This window comes from Synechococcus sp. PROS-7-1 (assembly GCF_014279795.1).
Classification (GTDB): domain Bacteria; phylum Cyanobacteriota; class Cyanobacteriia; order PCC-6307; family Cyanobiaceae; genus Synechococcus_C.
On the sequence record NZ_CP047945.1, the window covers coordinates 284,843 to 302,064 of the forward strand.

11 protein-coding genes and 1 pseudogene are annotated in these 17,222 nt (G+C 48.3%); 8 read left to right on the plus strand and 4 right to left on the minus strand.

The genetic code is table 11. The features are described from left to right. Position 1: 1 nt before the first annotated feature. From SynPROS71_RS01320 to SynPROS71_RS01330, 3 genes are read right to left on the minus strand one after another with little or no spacing between them, the layout of a single operon-like run. On the minus strand, positions 2 to 1,225 hold the full coding sequence (locus tag SynPROS71_RS01320) for a hypothetical protein (protein ID WP_186596149.1): 1,224 nt from the start codon (positions 1,223 to 1,225) through the stop codon (positions 2 to 4). After that, positions 1,225 to 2,922, minus strand: a complete 1,698-nt coding sequence (locus SynPROS71_RS01325) for a Wzz/FepE/Etk N-terminal domain-containing protein (protein WP_186596150.1) — start codon at positions 2,920 to 2,922, stop codon at positions 1,225 to 1,227. Before SynPROS71_RS01325 ends, SynPROS71_RS01320 begins: the two co-directional genes overlap by 1 nt. Then, a complete protein-coding gene (locus SynPROS71_RS01330; protein ID WP_186596151.1) occupies positions 2,919 to 4,133 on the minus strand; it encodes a polysaccharide biosynthesis/export family protein in 1,215 nt (404 codons plus the stop codon). Before SynPROS71_RS01330 ends, SynPROS71_RS01325 begins: the two co-directional genes overlap by 4 nt. A 327-nt stretch (positions 4,134 to 4,460) precedes the next feature. Between SynPROS71_RS01330 and SynPROS71_RS01335 the strand changes: the two are divergent. Together SynPROS71_RS01335 and SynPROS71_RS01340 are read left to right on the plus strand one after the other, a co-directional pair. Then, positions 4,461 to 5,105 (plus strand): annotated as a pseudogene (locus tag SynPROS71_RS01335) (GDP-mannose 4,6-dehydratase); the annotation flags it as partial. A gap of 489 nt (positions 5,106 to 5,594) precedes the next feature. Then, positions 5,595 to 6,266, plus strand: coding sequence for a cytidylyltransferase domain-containing protein (locus SynPROS71_RS01340; RefSeq protein WP_186596152.1), 672 nt, complete (start codon positions 5,595 to 5,597; stop codon positions 6,264 to 6,266). A gap of 750 nt (positions 6,267 to 7,016) precedes the next feature. Here the strand turns inward: SynPROS71_RS01340 and SynPROS71_RS01345 are convergent. Then, positions 7,017 to 8,171: a sialidase family protein gene (locus SynPROS71_RS01345; protein WP_255442469.1), complete on the minus strand. Its 1,155-nt coding sequence runs from the start codon at positions 8,169 to 8,171 to the stop codon at positions 7,017 to 7,019. Positions 8,172 to 8,667: 496 nt separating this feature from the next. Between SynPROS71_RS01345 and SynPROS71_RS01350 the strand changes: the two genes are divergently transcribed. The 6 genes from SynPROS71_RS01350 (at position 8,668) to SynPROS71_RS01375 (ending at position 17,219) form a co-directional block, all read left to right on the plus strand. Continuing rightward, entirely contained in the window at positions 8,668 to 10,917 is a 2,250-nt protein-coding gene (locus SynPROS71_RS01350; protein WP_186597799.1) for an N-acetylneuraminate synthase family protein, read from the plus strand. Positions 10,918 to 10,978: 61 nt separating this feature from the next. Further along, positions 10,979 to 12,313 carry a polysaccharide biosynthesis C-terminal domain-containing protein gene (locus SynPROS71_RS01355; protein WP_186596154.1) on the plus strand — a complete coding sequence of 445 codons (1,335 nt, stop codon included), beginning with the start codon at positions 10,979 to 10,981 and terminating at the stop codon, positions 12,311 to 12,313. After that, the gene (locus SynPROS71_RS01360) at positions 12,310 to 13,458 is read left to right on the plus strand and encodes a hypothetical protein (protein WP_186596155.1); all 1,149 of its coding nucleotides are present in this window, start codon (positions 12,310 to 12,312) and stop codon (positions 13,456 to 13,458) included. Before SynPROS71_RS01355 ends, SynPROS71_RS01360 begins: the two co-directional genes overlap by 4 nt. Beyond that, positions 13,455 to 14,891 (plus strand): O-antigen polysaccharide polymerase Wzy, encoded by a 1,437-nt coding sequence (gene wzy / locus SynPROS71_RS01365; RefSeq protein WP_186596157.1) that lies wholly within the window; start codon positions 13,455 to 13,457, stop codon positions 14,889 to 14,891. The genes SynPROS71_RS01360 and wzy overlap by 4 nt, the downstream gene beginning before the upstream one ends. After that, positions 14,891 to 16,063: a glycosyltransferase gene (locus SynPROS71_RS01370; RefSeq protein WP_186596159.1), complete on the plus strand. Its 1,173-nt coding sequence runs from the start codon at positions 14,891 to 14,893 to the stop codon at positions 16,061 to 16,063. The genes wzy and SynPROS71_RS01370 overlap by 1 nt, the downstream gene beginning before the upstream one ends. Before the next feature lie 43 nt (positions 16,064 to 16,106). Then, positions 16,107 to 17,219, plus strand: coding sequence for a DegT/DnrJ/EryC1/StrS aminotransferase family protein (locus tag SynPROS71_RS01375; RefSeq protein ID WP_186596161.1), 1,113 nt, complete (start codon positions 16,107 to 16,109; stop codon positions 17,217 to 17,219). Positions 17,220 to 17,222 lie beyond the last annotated feature (3 nt).

Genomic DNA, 17,222 nt, shown 5'->3' on the forward strand with positions numbered 1-17,222 from the left:
ATCAGAAGCCGAGGCTGGCGCGGAACACCCAGGTCCATTGATTGGTTTCGATCACTTCGTTTTTGCCGGCGAAGTTCACGCCCCAGGTGAAACGCAAGGGAATGCCACTGCCGAGGCTGAGGGAGGTGGCGGCCTGCGCCGTGCCGCTGCGGTATTCCACAAACATGCTCCAGTACTCATTCACCACCAGGGCCAGGGTGCCGATCGGACTCCAGCAGAGATCGTTGTCGACTGAGAATGATTCTGTTCGGTTTTCAACGCCATCGATGCAGGCAAAGCGCAGGGGGTTGTCCCAGCTGAGAATGTCCTGGTTGGCAAACCGGCCCGTGCCGATGCCGCCGTTGGCCACGAACAAAGGAAACCCTCGGCCCTGATCCCCGAGCCACCAGCCCTTGGAGGCCATCAGGTAGAGATTGCGGCCGGTGTCGGTGTCGTCATCCCACTGGATCACCTGCTCACCACCAAAGGCGATGCCACCGGTGTCGCCGATTGCGGTGGCAATCCGGAAGCCGCTGGAGACGCCTTCACCCACCTGCGTGCCGCCACCAGCGGCCTGGCTGCCCTGGTACACACTGCGAATGGAGGTGTTGAGGCCCAGGCTCCAGCTGCCGCTTTGAATCACATTGGCGTGCACGATGGCGACGGAGTCGCCGTTGTTCCAGGCAAAGAAGTCTTCCCCAGGCTGGCGCCGGCTCTGGCCGAGGAGCGAAGCACTGGCGAACCAGCGTTCACTCCAGCGCAGGCCGTTGGGGATGTTCCAGCTGATGTCTGGGCCGACGTTGCCGTCGCTGAAGGCGATGGAGCGGTCGAGGGCCTGCAGGCGCGGCAGTGGAGGCAGTGGTGGCGGCGGTTGCGGGTTGGAGCCGTTTGATTCCTCGCGGTGCTGTTCAGCGATGGCTTCTGGCGGCAGGGGGTCTGCGCTTGCGGGCAAGTCTTCCCACACCACCTGAGTGGAAGGAGCTGCATCGGATGGGGGATCCAGCTCGCGCCAGACAATGGCGTTGCTGGTGTTGACGCCTGCTGGCTCCGCCGCCCCGGGCTCCTGAACCGTCCGCCATTGCACACCGGCATCGCTGGCGGGGATTGGCGTGGAGGCTTCCTCTGGGGTGACCAATTCCCACACCACGTCTTGGGCATGTCCGAGGTTGGGCATGGTGAGACCGGCCGACGCCAACACACCAGCTAACGCCAGGCTTCTGGCAGGAGCGGGCCAGCGGTGGAGCATCAACCCAGCTCCAGGGCGGGATCGAGCAGCACCCAGCCGGCCATGGGGGTGCCTTGAAGGGCCAGTTTCTGGCCGAGTTGGGAGAGCTGGGTGCGGGTGGCCACGCCAGGGGCCGTGAGCAGCAGCTGGGTGACGCAGGTGCTGGTTTGGCGCAGATCGGTGCTCACCAGCAGCTCACGCCCCGCCAGGGCCCGGCGCAATTCAGCGCTGAAGGCCTGGAGCTGATCAGACGGCAGCGCGCCAACGGGGATCAGGGCGATGGGTCCGGTGCCAGCGGCGGCGGCGAGGGGCCCTGCGGCCAGTAGGTCGGCGGCATCACTCCAAGCCGCAGGCGCCAGGGCAGGCAGGTGCTTGAGCAGGGGGCAGGGCAGGAGGCCCTGGAGCTCTTCGATGCTGAACACCAGGCCCGTGCGGCGATCGACCACGAGGGCGGCGCCACTGCCAAGCACCAGACCGGCCAGCAAGCCCAGGGCCACGATCCGCTTTTTGCGGGGAGCGACGGGACGGTCGAGCAGGGTGGGTGTGGAAATCAGCTCCCAGGGGTCGGTCTGGCGCGCCTTCTCGAGCTGAAGGGTCTGGAGTTGGGTTTCCAGCTCAGCGACCGTTTTCTCATCGCGCAGGGCGGTGCGCACCAGTTCGCGGTGCTTGAGGATCACCTCTCTCGGCCGGCTGAGGGAGGCGAGTTGGGCCTGGGCGGTTTGCAGTTGCCCCTGGAGAAGCCCCACGGTCTGCTGGTTGATCACCAGGGTGAGGGAACGGCGTTGACGCTGAAGGGCTTGAATCGTGGGGTCGTTGGGGCGCAGCAGGGCCGATTTTTGCTGCAGCTCGGCATCGAGGTTCTGCAGCTTGCTGTAGAGATCGGCGTTCGCTTCCAGCTGGGGCGCCACATAAAGCCGATTGCCCCCAGCGGCACGGGCCGAGGCCAGCTGTTGCTGGAGGGCATTGACTTTGTTCTGAGCTGCCTCCCGGCTGGCTTCCACCGAAGGATTGGCTGAACTACCACCGGCACCAGCTGCTGCAGCGATGGTGCCAATCCCATCTTGGAGGCCTAACCCGTTGGTTAAGGCGTAATTCTGGGCCGCGCGCATGGAGGCATCAGCCTGAGGCAGTAGCTTGGCAAGTTGATGCTCCAGGTAGGCAACTCCCTGGGTGAGGTCGCGGGAGCGGTCGCGGCCGGAATACTGCTGGTAAGCCTTGGACATGCGGCCGATGACGGGCAGCACCAAGGCTTGCTCGGTATCGCGGTAGGCGATGTTGAGCACAGATGTACCTTTTTCAAGTTCCACGCTCAGGTTCTCTTTCAGCCAATCTGTGAAGGTGAGTTCCTTAACGTTCTCTCCCGCTTCTGTTTTCTGCTTTTTGACGAAATCGAACACGGGTTTGAGCACCGAGGGGCTCTCCAGGATTTTCACCTCGGTTTCGAGGCTGCTGGAGCTGCTTCCGCCACCGAGGCCCGCCAAGCAGGCCAGCATCGGATTGGAGGCGGCGAGTTGGGCCAGGCGACCACTGGCAGCGCTCTCATTGTTCTGGAGCACGATCTGGAACTGCCCTTCCCAGACGGGTTTACGCGTGAAGGCGTAGATCCCAGACAGCACCACGGAGGCACCGGCAACCGCTGCGATCAAACGTTTGTGGCGCAGCAGGGCGCCAGCTACTTGGCGGAGATCGATCTCGTCGTCGAAATTGGTTGTGCTCATCGCGAGATTCCGTTGAAGAGGGAGTACACGGAATAGATGCCCACGGCGGGGCCGGTGATCTCGTTGAGCACGGTGACCGTGGCGCTGAGCGGTGATTCCTTGATGTTGATCAGATCCCCGGCCATGAGCACGGGATTGTTGGGGGCATCGGCGGGAGCACCGGGGTTGTAACCAAAGGTGCGCCGGTCGATTTCACCTTCGCGAGTGAAGCGCACGAACTCCACCTTGCCGCGCAGCAAGCGGGGGCCGCCGGCCAGGGCAATGGCCTGGTTCACTGAGGATCCCTGGGGGATGGTGACGCCACCGGGGGTTTTCACCCGCCCGCTCACGAACACGCTGATGAACTGGGGGCTGAGGTTGGTTTGTCCGGCCTTGAGCAGCTGATCCCGCAGCACAGTGGTGCTGCGGCCCACGCTCACCACATCACCATCAAAAAGGCGAATGTTCTGTGATTCGTTGCCCTCGGTGATCAGGGAGAGGAAATCGAGGTTGGTGCGGATGCGCCCACCACCGAGGCCCTGGGCGCGCTTGCGGGTGACCTGCACGTCGGCAAGCTTGGAGTAGGGCGTGATGCCCTGGGCGGCGCGGATGGCATCAAACACGGTGGGAAACACGGCCCCGAAGGTGCTGAGACCACTGCCCCCAGGAGAAGGAGAGGCACCACCGGGGAGCTGGCCCAGGCCTGGACGGCCAGTGTCGATGGCGGTGCCACTTTGCAGGCGATTGGCTTCGGCGGTTTCCGAGAGGCGGGACAGCTTTGTTTCTCCGCTGAGGGTGTAATACCCGGGCCGCTTCACCTCGCCGCCCACATAGACGCGGATCGGCCGGTATGCCACAGGGCGCACATACACCTGAGGGTCGCGCACGTAAAAGCCGTACTGCTGGGTGAGGAAATAACGCAGTTCCTCCACCGTGAGCCCCTCTATGTAAAGGGCGCGCAGGCGGGGAAGGTAGAGGGTGCCGTCGGGACCGATCGAGAAGCGGCCGCTCAGCTCAGGCAGATCCAGCAGTTCGATTTGGAGGCCATCGCCGGGGCCGAGGATGTAGGCGTCGTAGGTGACCTGGGCGCGCTGCTCGAGCGGAACTGGTCGTTCGTCTTGCTGCTGCGCGTCCTGAGCTTTCACAAGCGGAGCCTGAAGGCTGCAGGTGATCCCCGCCGCTGCCGTGAGGCGCAGGCAGCGCTGGAAAAGTGTTGATGCAGGACGCTTCATGGCCGGGAACTTACCCGGAGAAATGACCGGTTTTGCATCGCCAGTGGCCGGGTGCCGGAGTGGCCCGCATTCCGATGCCTTGAGTCTTGTGGCACGAATTCGTTTCGGAACCGTCGTGCATGCGTAACGTATGCGTAAACGCAAGCTCTCTCTCTCTCTCCTACGGGCACGGTTGCTTGCTTCCTTTCAGGCGAATCAGCTCAGGACTTCGCCTGAGCTATGCGAAGCTCGCAATTAATACGTCACTGCCGAGACGGTTGAGCTCTGCTCCCGTCCGCTGTGACCGCAGGCAGATGTTTTGTGCCTGAACGACGTCTTGAAGTTTCCATGCCTCTTTCCCTTACCACCTCCGCCACAACAGCTACCCTCGCCAAAACCGCCCTGATCACCGGCATTACCGGCCAAGACGGCAGCTATTTGGCGGAGCTCCTGCTGGAGAAGGGCTATATGGTGCACGGCATCAAACGCCGGGCCAGCAGCTAGGGCCTCCGGCCCGCTTCGCAAACACCACCACTCGGATCGATCACCTTTACCAAGACCCGCACGAGAGCGATCCGCGTCTGGTGCTGCATTACGGCGACCTCACCGACAGCACCAACCTGATCCGCATCATCCAGCAGGTTCAGCCCGATGAGATTTACAACCTTGGTGCACAAAGCCATGTGGCTGTGAGCTACTGCTTCGCAGAAGCCTGGCGGCTATGAGGCGCCGGAATACACCGCCAATTCCGACGCGCTTGGCACGCTGCGCATCCTGGAAGCGGTGCGGATGCTTGGGCTCACAGCAAAAACCCGGATTTATCAGGCCAGCACCAGCGAGCTCTACGGCCTGGTTCAGGAGGTGCCGCAGAAGGAGTTCACACCTTTTTATCCGCGCAGCCCCTACGGCGTGGCTAAGCTTTACGCTTACTAGATCACGGTGAACTACCGCGAGGCCTACGGGATGTATGCCTGTAACGGCATCCTGTTCAACCTTGTTGAGACTGCTAATAAAGCGGCCTGCTCGGTTGGCAAATTTTAGCTTGAATTCCACGAGCTTCTGCAAAAAAGTAAAGCCGTATTATCAGGAAAATAAAATAAAAGTATCTATAGATTTTTGGGTTTAAATGCATATTAAAGTTTCCATGAAAAGCCAGTATCAATGGGAATGTCTAGATCTGGGGTTTTGAATCTGTTGAATTGGTGATTTTGCGGATACCCCTGAATTTAAATTGGCTTAGGCAGGACTCGCAATAATCTCGTCGAAGATAAAATTGCAGAGAATTCATAATCCGAATTTCTGATGCTTAAAAATTTTCTTATTAGCATAAAGTGTTAGTCTCCAAAGCCGCAATAAACTCTATTTTAATAGCGTATCAAATACACTACCTTCGATAAACTAAGCTTAATTATAATATTAAGTTTTTTCCATTATTGGCAATCGGGTAGTGCGGGCTGATTAGATTCCCACCGATTGATATTGATGCCTGTGGCATTAGCGCTGATTCCTGCTCGCGGAGGCTCTAAGGGAATTCCAGGCAAGAATCTCCAGGAGGTGGGGGGCCGTCCGTTGGTAGTTCGCACCATCGATGCCGCGCGGGCCAGTCAAAATGTGAAGCGAGTTGTCGTCAGCACAGATGATTTCACCATTAGAGCTGCAGCCCTCAAGGCCGGCGCCGAAGTCGTGGAGCGCCCCTCGGGGATCGCTGGGGATGTCGCCAGTTCTGAATCAGCCCTGCTCCATGCAATCAAGGTGCTCGAACAGCTAGGCCCCATTCCTAATCGCTTGGTCTTCCTGCAATGTACGTCACCATTTACCAACGCCTCGCAGATCGACCGAGTGCTGAAGGCCCTAGAAGATCCGGTAATCAACAGCAGTTTTTCCGTTCAGCCCTGGCATGGCTTCCTTTGGAGGGAAGATGGCCGGGGCATCAACCATGACCCAACACACCCCCGCAAACGCCGCCAGGATCTAGAGCCTTCCTACATAGAAACCGGTGCGATCTATGCGATACGTACATCCGCCTTCCGGCAGAGCGGCAGCCGCTTCTGTGCACCTTGGCGGCCCGTAGTGATCGTCGATAGCGGCCCTGAGATTGATACACCTGCCGATTTAGCTCTTTGTCGTAGTTTAGAGCAAATCCAACACCACTGAGCAGTAAATGTTTAACCTGAAATTGAGCTCAATCTCGCTTTGAGTTAATAAAAGCTGCCCTGATGAAGGGTGGCGGTAGAGGTTTGTTCCGACTCTTTCAAGAAGAATGCGACAACGCTGCTAGTGATTTACGCAAACAATGAATCGGGATTATCCCAAATTGGCTTGAGCTCGATCACCGGAGCGGAGGAGGCTTAAGGGTTGCAGTTTTCGTAAGCCAAACCTTGCATTTCAATAGAAGACAGGCTCGGGCTGATGTCTAGAGTTTCCCCTTAGTTATCCCAAGGGCAGTGGACGCGCTGATTCTGGGCCTATCCCTCCCACCTCCCCAAACTGTTGGGTTCGTTTTTGGCATACTCGTTGCTTGACGCTTTAGGCGATGCTCAATCGCAACGTTTTGATCTGCTCTGCTTTCACAGCTTCCACTGACGCTCCAATTCACCTCATGTCTTGCGGAATGATCTGCAGATCTTTCACAAGGAAGTCAACTTTGTGAAGATCTTTGCCTAATCCTTCAAAGCTTGTTTATGAGTCACAATCATTGTAAAAAAAATGTTGCAGAGCTGCAAAAAGTTGTTTAGAGAGCTTTCGAGGATCAACATTACTGATGGCGACATTGCTATTTCTGTCTTTGTTAATCACTTAGGGGGATCGAAACTATCGGCGGCTTTCATTAGTTGCACGATTCCCTAAAAGAGATTTTCCATTACTACTACTCTCGTTGTTTGAACTCTAGCCTGCTAGGCAATTTTATTTATCACTGCATTCTTTAGATTCAAGAATTGCTGACAGGCTTGTCCTTGAAAAATATACGCCCCAGTTCGAACTATTGCTTTCTCTTCCTTCGTAAAGTACGTATATATATGCTTGGTCTTTATATAGTCCTGAGGCCAAACTAGAGTAACCCGAGCCGCCTTTGTGAATTGAATATTTACATGTCCATGACTTTCCTCCATCTTTCGATAGCCATAGTGTCAAATTCTCTCTCCCCCTTACGTCTGATTGTCCACTATTAACTGTTCCGGTGCTGATGACTTTGCTATCTACGTTGCTAAATATTAAGTAATCTTCTCCTTTGATTGGTAGTCTTATCAATCCACCCATAAGCCCATACTTACTCCCAATAGGGCCATCTGGAATCTCCACTCTTTTCATCGCCTCCCATGTGATGCCTTGATCAATGCTCGCAGCCGAAAACCTACCTCCTGCAGTCATATGCTCTCTAGTGTTGTACAACAAAACTCCGTCACCAAGTTCAGCTATACCGCTTTCACCTATGCCTTTTTGATCAAGCATAGCTGAAGAAGTCCAAGTTTCACCTTGATTGTCACTATATAGTGCTAAGCCTGTATGCTCTTTTCGATTTTCAGGCAGATTGTTGTTCTCAAGGCCCCATAGCCTAGCTGGAGTGATCAGTCTTCCCTTCATCTTCCCTTGATGAAGTCTTATGCCAGGCTGCATTGCGGCTATCAGCTCTTCATTCTCTTGATACCCATTGGGCAGAAGTATATTTGCCCTTCGTTTACTCCAATTAATCCCACCGTTTGTTGTTGTGTAAATAGCTTTATTCTTAGGGCTAAGGTAATAGATTATTCCACATCCGCCATTTATTAAATTCCCCCCACTTGTACTAGCCTGCCTAGACAATTTATCTATTCTTAGATTCTTTACCCAGGTTTCTCCACCGTCTGATGAGGTCGCGATTGAGCTGCCATTAGGGCTCCTGGATATAATTAAATTCCCTTTATTGTCCGCTACGATTCCACCCCATCCTCCTCTCTCTCTCCAGATTTTTTTTGTTTGCAAACTAATATTTTTGCTCTTTTGGATATAGGTTTTTTTGTTTAATTCGCTTGAATATTCGCTACATGATTGCGGCGGTTTTGCGCTGCAACCAGCGGACACTCCCAAGGCTGAAGCTAGTACTATAAAAATTGGCCTAATTCGCAATGCCACTTTTAGCCCCCATTCTGTTAAAAGGCTTTTCACTATTAGCACTTTTCCGATCTCTCGTCACTTTGATCTTAGTGATTCCTTTGTTGGCTGCGAAAATTAATTGCATGTGTCTAAGCCTTTGCTGTTCATTTTGTCGGGTGTTCGTGTAGTTGCCTTGTCTTTGCAGTGATACTTGCGCTCTCCCGCTGTTCGCTCTGTTTCTATTTCAACGTTGTCTTCTGTCGATTGAAGCTTGATTGTAGTGTTACTGTTTCGCCGCAGTCTTCTTTGTAGTTTGCTTTACACAAATCTTTTTTTGCTTGCCTTTGGCAGTAATTTGTGTTTCTGACGGCGAATCTGTTGGGCTAGCAAAAGTCGGCTATTAAACCGTCCACCTCTTGGTCTTGCATTGGCTTACTTTGGCTAAGACTTATTTCTCTAATACCGTTTCGTTGTGGCTATAAAGATAAGCATATCATACGCAATCACTTCGTATATAATTTTTGCTGAGGATAGTATTTTATCGGCCCTCAGCAAGATCACCGCGAACCAGTCGCGGTTGATCTTCGTGGTGTCGGAAGGCGGCATCCTCCAAGGGGTGCTCACTGACGGCGATTTCCGCCGCTGGGTCGCCAGTTGCGGCGACATCGACCTGAACCGCCCGGTGACAGCGGCGATGAATCCCAACTGCCTCAGCGCTCCGGAGGGGACGTCACCGGCCGAGCTCTCGGGGCTGCTCACTTCCAAGATCATCGCCCTGCCGCTTCTGGACAGCCACGGCCGCATCGTGGCGGTGGCCCTGCCCGCCACAGATGGCCTGCAATTCGGCAGCCGCCGCATCGGCGACGGCGAACCGAGCTTCGTGATCGCCGAGATCGGCAACAACCACAACGGCGATATCGGCATCGCCCTTCAGCTGATCGACGCCGCCCATGCCGCCGGCGCCGACTGCGCCAAGTTCCAGATGCGGGATATGAGCAAGCTGTACAGCAACGCCGGCGACAGCAACGACATGGCGTCCGACCTGGGGACGCAGTACACCCTGGATTTGCTGGAACGGTTCCAGCTCAGTGACGACGAACTGTTCCGCTGTTTCGACTACGCCGCCGGCAAGGGACTGGTGCCCCTCTGCACCCCCTGGGATGAAACCAGCTTGGAGAAACTCAACCGCTGGGGCATGGAGGGCTTCAAGGTGGCCTCTGCAGACTTCACCAACCACGCGTTGATTAGTCAGCTGGCAGCCACGGGCAAACCGCTGATCTGTTCCACTGGTATGGCCACCGAACTGGAGATCCGCTCCGGCATCCGTCACCTGCAGCAGGAGGGGGCGAATTACGTGCTGCTGCACTGCAATTCCACGTACCCCACACCGTTCAAGGATGTGAATCTTCGCTACCTGGAACGGCTGCGGGAATTGGCGGATGCACCGGTCGGCTACTCCGGCCATGAACGGGGCATTGAGGTCCCGATCGCCGCGGTGGCGATGGGTGCTGCGGTGATCGAGAAGCACATCACCCTTGACCGTGGCATGGAGGGCAACGATCACAAGGTGAGCCTGCTGCAGGAGGAATTCGCCCAGATGATCCAGGGCATCCGCCGGGTGGAAGAATCCATGGGCCAGGGCGGTGAACGCAGCATCAGCCAGGGCGAGATGATGAACCGCGAGGTGCTGGCCAAAAGCCTGGTTGCCGCCTGCGATATCCCGGCCGGGAGCGAGATCACTGAAGCGATGGTGCGCATCCAGAGCCCGGGGCAGGGGCTCCAGCCCAACTGGTTGCCTGACCTGCTGGGGCGACGGCTGCCGGTGGCCAAGGCCCAGGGCGAGGTGTTTTTCCCCTCCGACCTGGAAACTCCCGCGGCGACTCCCCGGACCTACCGCTTCCGCCAACCCTTCGGGTTGCCGGTGAGGTATCACGACATCAAGGTGTTCTCCAAGGTGAGCAACCTCGATCTGGTGGAGATCCATCTGAGCTACAAGGATCTCGAAGTGGATCTGGATCAGGTGCTGCCGGAGCGCCAGGACATCGGCCTGGTTGTGCACGCACCGGAATTGTTCGCCGGTGATCACACTCTGGATCTGTGCACCGCCGATGAGGGCTACCGCGTTCACTCCGTCAGGGAACTTCAGCGGGTAATCGACATCTCAAGAGATCTGCGGGGTCGCTTCCGCTGCCCGGCCCCGGTGCTGCTGGTCACCAACGTCGGGGGCTTCTCCGAACATCGCCACCTCGATCGCGACGAACGGAAACCCCTGCAGCATCGTCTGATCGAAAGCCTGGGACGGCTGAACTGCGGCGGAGACGTGGAGATCATCCCCCAGACGATGCCCCCGTTTCCCTGGCATTTCGGTGGGCAGCGCTTTCACAACCTCTTCGTGGATCCCGGCTTCATCCACAGCTTCTGCGAGCAGCAGAGGATGCGGGTCTGCCTGGATGTGTCGCACTCCAAGCTCGCCTGCAACCATTTGCACCTGCCCTTCCGGGACTTTCTTAATCAGATTCTTCCCTTCACCGCGCACCTGCATCTGGCGGACGCGCGCGACGTGGATGGCGAGGGGCTTCAGATCCAGGACGGTGAGATCGACTGGGTGCAACTGTTCGAGCAGATCAATCAGCACTGCCCGCAGGCCTCCTTCATTCCGGAGATCTGGCAGGGCCACAAGAACGGCGGCGAGGGCGCCTGGCTGGCCCTGGAACGCCTGGAAGCCGCTGCATGAGTACAATTCAATATTAGGATATTATTTATCTCAAGCTCTTACAAGCATTTAAACACTATCAATGCAAAAGATAATAAATAACATAGGCTGGAATGTTTTTGAGAGATTTTTTTATGCATTTTGTCAATTTGTGCTTATTACAGTTTTGGCGGCATTTTTGGCAAAAAATGATTATGGCTTATTCCAATATGCATCCAGCTTTGCCTTGATTGTGTCAACAATCTTTTTATTTGTAGACGATAAGATAATTGCAAAACAATATGCATATCTTGATAGCCAGTCTGTTTTGTTTAATGCACTCTTGGGAAAGATACTCCTTTTACCTTTTTCTTTGTTTTTGCTATTATTAGCCTCTCAGGCATTAAGTAACAGTTCCAAATTTTATATTATTTCAGCATCGTTGACTGGATTTTACTTTTTGAATACTCTTGTCTTAACTATTAAGCACTATCATGATTACACTTCCAATGTGCGTCAAATCATTCCAGCGATTTTATTTTTTAATTCGATTGAGCTTACACTAGTTTCTGGTATTGTTTATTTCAAGTGTGATTTATATTTTGTTCCATTCGCGATGATTGCAGCATCTATTGCAAAGCTTATAGTTATAAATCCACTTAAATACCCTTCAATTACTCAATCTACGATTAAGAGAGAATCAATTAAATCTATAAAAAAAATTCTTTTTCTAATATTCAGAAATTATAAAATGAGCTTTACTCTGGCCTTGGCAGCAATTTGTTCGATTATATATGCAAAAGTTGATCAAGTTATGATAGGGAAAATGCTTACCTTCGATGATGTTGCAGTTTATAGTATGGCGGTAAATTTTATAGCCTTGACATCTATATTAAACGCACCAGTGCAAGTATCAATTTTTTCAAAAATGCAGAAATTGCATACTACTAATTATAAAAAATACGAATACTTCTATTGGAGACTTACAAGTCTATTGGTATTGCTTTATATCTCGATAGCTATTCTCGGCTACAATTTAATACCTATCATGCTTAATATACTTTTTGGAAGCAAGTATTTGCAATCTGTAGAGATATATAGGTTATTACTAATAGGTTCTTTATTTATTTTTTCAGCTATACCCAGATCCATTCACTATACATTGGCAAAGAAAGAACATGTCTTGCTGAAGAGTCAATTCATTTCTGTTATTATCAATATTGGTCTTAACATATTACTAATGCCCTCGTATGGAATCCTTGGTGCGGCTATTGCAACTGTGATAAGTCAATTCTTAGGCCTTTTAATACTCGATCCTTTTTTCGATTCCGATGGTCTAAAGTCATTGCCTTTCAGTTCACAACTTAAATCGTATAATCTCATGAATACTTTTATCTGCTTATCAAATTCGGCTAAAGCATATTTAAATAAACTATGAGCTCTTCTATCAAGAAATTTAGTATCACCCGCAGTCGTGATATCAAATTATATATTTTAACTTCAAATTATACTTATTTTAATGCTATTTGCCTTTCTAGCAATCAAAGTGCGGACCTTAAAATTTTTATCAACGCCGCAGAAAGTGATCTCAATGTTGATAATTCTGTGGTGATGGCGCTCGACTCAGAATCAGATAAAATAAACCTAAATATTCCCCCAATTAATAAGTTTAATAAATTCATTGTTGCATTGATATTTATTTTTGCCCGCCAGATTTTTTGCTTATTCTATAGAGAATTGCAGGAACAAATTGATTCAGCCCCTAACACCCTGTATGTCTACAGCCCTAACTTTATTTACTTAGGTTTATTTAGGCGAATATTCACCAAAGCAGAATTTTATCTCTTCGAAGACGGCTTAAGTTCCTACACTAATATCAATTCGAGCTTGAAATACAGGAACAAGTATTTAAAATTAGCAGATAAATTGTTGTTTAATAAGCACTTATTGAGACCGCCTCAAGGTGAATATTTGTGGAGGCCGACCGTAGCAACAAAAAGATCCCACAAGATTATCCAGATTGATTACTGCAAAGAAAATATATTAAAAATGCTCCTCAATTCTAATAATAGCCAGTCAATTGTTGACAAGGTTTCTCGACAATGCCTATACCTTTCTCAACCTGTAAATACATTACATACTTTGATAAATGGAAAGACATGTTTGTCAACTGACAAAATTTCAACCTTAATTGAGAGCATTCAATTAACATTTAAAGTTTTTCCTGGTTTGCAATATAGATCGCACCCAAAGGAAAGGCATAGTCAACACATGTCATATTTTAGATTTATACCAAAACAAGACAGCCCATCAATTTGGGAGAATGAATGCTTCAATCACATAAATGATCAAAGTATACTTATATGTGTATTCTCATCTGCTGCATTTGTGCCAAAAATAATTTTTGACAAAGAGCCTACTATTATAATGCTTTACAGAATGCTTTTCGAATGCTTTCCTGAGGCCAGTATGATTTGCAAAAGTATTCGAAATAGTTACAAAAATCCCCTAAAGGTGCTTGAACCCAATAGCTTATCAGAGCTTGTCACTATGCTAAAAATCATTCAAAAAAATAATTTATGAAACTTTATAAAATTTTTCTGAGCGATAGCAAAAAAAGATTGTTATTATTAACTTCTATATTGATTATTAACTTTATCGCCTTCATCAATTCATCCTCAATTTATGAGTCTGAGGGCATTGCATTTTTCACATTTATATTTATCTCGGTTGTGACTATTAATACAAGAGAGGTTTCATTATTTAGATTTTATCTTTTCACGATTTTGGTTTTTTTGCTGATCCAGCCGTTCGCAAATCTATTCGGTTTCTTTGAATACCCTCCTGATAATGCTATTTTTGCTTTAGCGGGCATTATAATACCTGTAAGTGACTATACATTGTCTCAGTCTATTAAACTAGTAAGTTTACACATATGTTTTTGCTCTATTGGTTGGTGGCTTTCATATAAGTATTCTTTTTTCCCCCCAATAAATCTCATTAAAAGTTCTTTTTTAAATGTCAATATAAATACTAATAAAAGCTTGAACTCAGTCATCTCGCTACTCTTATTTTTTACTGTATTCATAGGCATGTCGATTTATTCATATGTCATGCTAAAGGGCTCTTTAAATTTTGGGTACACAGAAACATTTCACCTGGGAAATATAAACATGCCTAGGATATTGAGGGTATTTGAACTCTTATATCCTATTTCGGGTTCTTTCTTTTTGTATAACTCACGCACTACAAGAGGATACATTCTACGGTCTACAATATTTATTTTACCTTACCTGGTTATCGCAATATCAGGACAACGCGGCCCTATTATGGTGACAACGGTGTCACTTATTTATTTGTTTTGTCACCAAAAAAGCTATATCCCTGCAATGAGACTAATTGTTGCAGGCACTTCAATGTTGTTGTTTTCTTCTTTCCTGGCAGTATTTAGAGTTTATCGTGATTTCGGCTATGCAATTAATACTATCAGTGATGATATTGGTAACATTGTGCTGCTATTCGCAGGGGAAATAGGCTCTTCTTTGGGAGTTATTTCATATACCATGGATAACATCCAGAAGTTTTTTAATTCAACGCCTTTCCTCTTAGGTTACCCAGCTGCAGTTTTTAATTTCGAAGAGAATTATACATTTTCAGCTCTCCAGTCAAAATCTTACCTCTCACAACATCTTACTTACTTATTAGATCCTCAAAAATTAATTCGAGGCTCCACGATTGGGTCATCTATTGTTGCAGAAACATTAGAGATTTCAGATCAATTCTACTTGTTTGGCGGTATTGTTTCCTTGGCGATAACATATTTTATTTTATGCTTTGTAAGAAAAGCTGGTAGCAGCCCGATCTTTTTCTTCATAAGCTTTATAATTACTAGCTCATATCTGTTTTCTCCACGTGGGTCAATATTTTCTTTTGTTAACAAAGAATTCGTGATAACTGGTACTATATGCTTGACATATGCTATTTTAAAAAATATATGCAAGAGTAGTGAAGCTTAATGCTTAGAAAAAGTATTTTACTTGTTGCGCCACTCGATTTTACCGTATCATTATGCTGTAAATGGCTTATTATAAAATTCATTGAAAAAGGATTTGAAGTTCATGTACTTGCGCCGAGATCTCAACAACATATATATAGTGAGAATATTAGGTCTTACGGAGCCACTTATCACCCTGTGAAAATGAATAGACATTTTAATATATACGACGATTTTAAGTACTTATTTGCTATTTTCTCAAAGCTTATCTCTTTAAGATCATCGCTTTGTTTTTGTGTATGTACGAAGCCCAATATTTATGGTCCTATTGCTGCAAATATAGTGGGAACTCCGTCTTGTATCTCTATATGGGGTAGAGGCACGCTTTTCCTGGATTCAAAAAATAAGATCAGACATGCTTACCGATTTCTAGGAAATATTCTTTACAGATTAGCATTTAATCTTTCTTCGTTTGCTTGGCTTACAAACCCTAATGACTATGATTACTTTTTGAAGGAGGGTATTGCTAATGAATCAAAATCTTTGCTGACAAAAAATTATGTTGATGAAGATATATATAAAATTACCCCTACATTAAAAGATAGAGGCAGGAAGTTCAAAGAAAAACTTGGCTTGAAAAACGAAGATTTTGTGGTAGTGCTTGTTGGCCGCATGATTTGGCCAAAAGGAATACAACAATTCTACGATTCAGCTGTAAAGTGCTATGATTTTAACGAAAAAATTAAATTTCTTCTTGTAGGCGCGCTAGAATTTACAAGTCCTGATGCAGTTGCTAGTGAAGTAATACTGGATATGGAAAAGCTTCCTAATTTTTCATGGTTAGGATTTAGAGAAAATATATTGGATATATACGCCTGCTCAAATATTGCTGTTTTACCTTCATACTATAGAGAAGGCGGTTACCCAAGAGCTTTGACAGAGCCAATGTCAATGCAAATACCGGTAATCGGTTTAAATACTGAGGATTGCAGGGGACCAATCTCTCACAATTTTAATGGTTACTTAGTAGAAAAAGGTGATTCAGAGGCTCTGGCCAGCTATATTATCGAGCTTTATGAGGACAGGGCAAAATTGAAAAAAATGGGGTACAATGCTAGGGCTACGATTGAAGAATCATTTAGCGAAAAAAAGATTGTGAACCCAGTCGTAGAAAGAGCTATTGACTGTATATAGTAATACAGTTTTCCACCCCACCTTTTGTTTATTGTTCACTAAAATGAAAATCCCTTTTTTTGACTATAAAAAGTATTGCAAAGAACTACCATACGCAGATCTTGTTTCTGAAACATTAAGTTCGGGCTATTTGATAGGTGGACCTGCAATATCTAAATTTGAAGAAGAAATCGTAAATTATACTGGAATTAAACATTGCATCACAGTCGGCAATGCAACTGATGCAATGGAAATAATCTTTGATTTTCTTGATTTACCCAAAGGCTCTGAAGTTATAGTACCAGCCCACACTATGATAGCAACAGCTTCAGCAGCTGTTTCCGCCGGCCTAAAAGTTAAACCTATAGACGTAAATTTTCGCTATGGATTGTTGACTAGCAAGGAGTTATCGAATGTAAATCTTAGCAATGTATCAGCCTGTATGATTACACAACTAAACGGTATTTGTTCAGATATGGATGAAATAATGAATCTTTTGAGGTCTAACTCAGTCCCCTTAGTTGAAGATTCTGCCCAAGGTATAGGATCTTTTTATAAAGGTACTCATGCAGGTGGTTTTGGAGTAGGTGGATGTCTATCTTTTTATCCTGCAAAAGTTTTAGGGTGTTTAGGTGATGGGGGAGCTATAATTACTAATAATGATGATTTGGCTTCATATGCTTACAGCGTAAGAGATCATGGCCGTGGCGTAGATCTTCAGCCTCTTTATTGGGGGAGGAACAGTAGACTTGATAGTCTTAATGCAAATATTTTGTTAACAAGGTTGTTGAATATTGATTACTATATTGAAAAGCGTCGCCGGCTTGCATCTCTATATGATAATAATCTTTCTGCCTTGCAGGACCAAGGCGTTCTTAAGTTGCCGGCCAAACACTCAGTTGCCAGTGATAATCCTTCTACGTATCAAAATTATGAAGTACTTGCAGAAAAAAGTAGTGACTTGATGGCTTTTCTTAAAGATAAAGGTATCGGAACAATACGACAGTGGGGTGGATTTTCTATAGCTCATTTAAGAAACTTAGGCTTTAATATAGACAATTATCCGCGTACATTAGACCAATTTGATCGAATGTTTTTACTGCCCATGAACCATATGCTTGAAGAAGAAGAAATTATATATATCACGCAATCAATCACTGAATTCTATGGGGCATAAGTA